3 protein-coding genes and 1 pseudogene are annotated in these 1,601 nt (G+C 32.6%); all 4 read left to right on the forward strand.

What is annotated here, in order from left to right; all coding sequences use genetic code 11:
* Positions 1-16: 16 nt before the first annotated feature.
* Positions 17-517: a helix-turn-helix domain-containing protein gene (locus O9295_RS23190; protein WP_288035654.1), complete on the forward strand. Its 501-nt coding sequence runs from the start codon at positions 17-19 to the stop codon at positions 515-517.
* Positions 518-653: 136 nt separating this feature from the next.
* The gene (locus O9295_RS23195) at positions 654-944 is read left to right on the forward strand and encodes a nucleotidyltransferase family protein (RefSeq protein WP_002757283.1); all 291 of its coding nucleotides are present in this window, start codon (positions 654-656) and stop codon (positions 942-944) included.
* Positions 934-1,284, forward strand: a complete 351-nt coding sequence (locus O9295_RS23200; protein WP_004162509.1) for a HepT-like ribonuclease domain-containing protein — start codon at positions 934-936, stop codon at positions 1,282-1,284. Before O9295_RS23195 ends, O9295_RS23200 begins: the two co-directional genes overlap by 11 nt.
* Before the next feature lie 192 nt (positions 1,285-1,476).
* Positions 1,477-1,601, forward strand: a pseudogene (locus tag O9295_RS27585) (ATPase); the annotation flags it as partial.

Here is a 1,601-nt window from a genome sequence, read left to right on the forward strand (position 1 = left end):
GATTCTGTGTTTAACAATGAACAATTTTGATATTCACTCTTTAATTACAACTGTTGATAATCTCATCTTCTCCTATACAGGAGAGAATTTAGATGATGTTCAGTCTGAAATCTTAGAAGGGGTGATTAATCACCAAAAATACACAGAAATCGCTAAAAGTCATCATCGTTCCGAGAAATATGTTAAGGATGTAGCTGGTAAGCTATGGAAAACCTTATCAGAAATTTTAGGAGAAGAAGTTAATAAAGCTAATCTCAGGTCTAGTCTGCGAAGATATTATTATAATGTCTCTCATAACTTTAATGTAATAAATCCCGTACAAATTAATAAAGGTCATATCTGTAATCAACTACCAGAAAATCAATTACAAAAATCTAATCTTGCTGAAGAATCTAAACTCGAAATCGCTACAGAATTGATGAAAGAAGGCTTAACCGTCGAACAAATTGCTAGAGTGTTAAAACTTCCCTTAGAATTAGTTAAACAGCAACTTGAAAAACCTAAGCAACCTAATTAATGGTGGTATTTGGCACTGGCAGAGCATTTCTAAGTTCAATAATAATTTCTATTTTAATAAACTTCATCATGAGAGCCAATATCAACGAGACAACCATTAAGGTTACAATGAAAGAATCAGATTTCAGGAAATAGCCATGAAACGAGATGAGGTACTAACAATTCTCGCAAAACACCGAGAACAATTAGAAAAACTAGGGGTAAAATCTCTGTCTCTATTTGGTTCAGTAGCAAGGGATGAAGCACGTTTTGACAGTGATGTAGATTTATTGGTAGAATTTAGTAAAGCGGTAGGGTTATTTGAGTTTATCGAGGTACGACTTTACTTAGAAGATATATTAGGATGTTCTGTTGATTTAGGTACTCAAGATTCTTTAAAAGAACATTTACGACAACCTGTATTAAAGGATGTGATTAATGCCTTTTAGAGATTGGCAACTTCGTCTTCAAGATATTATTGAATCCATTGATGAAATCTTGGAATGGACGGCTAATATGACCTTTGAAGATTTTAGCTCAAATCGAGTGACTCTTAAAGCAGTTCTTTATAATTTAGGAATTATTGGTGAGGCATCTAGAAATATTCCTAGTGAGGTACAATTGCGTTATTCTCAAATTCCTTGGCGTTTAATGGGAGATATGCGAAATGTCATTTTTCATGAATATTTTCGGGTAGAATTGGCAATTGCTTGGCGGACGATTGAAAATAATCTAACTCCATTGCGTTCACAATTACAGGAAATTTTAGAAAATGAAGCCGAAAATTAATCTATAAAAATCCCCCTCAACTTATTCAATTAAGGGGGAATGAGTTATATAAAAAAGGCAATTTAACCGACGTTACTGGGTTCTTTTTCGAGGAAATGAGAGCGTTTTAAAGCTATATAAAGCAGTATTAAGACACATAACTTAAATCTAAAAATAATATTAAATTGACCGTACAACTGATAATGTCATATAATGTCAGGTAAAAGCTTATTAATCTGGATTCTGTGTTTAACAATGAACAATTTTGATATTCACTCTTTAATTACAACTGTTGATAATCTCATCTTCTCCTATACAGGAGAGAATTTAGATGATGT

The organism is Microcystis sp. LE18-22.4A (assembly GCF_027531105.1).
Taxonomy (GTDB): domain Bacteria; phylum Cyanobacteriota; class Cyanobacteriia; order Cyanobacteriales; family Microcystaceae; genus Microcystis; species Microcystis aeruginosa.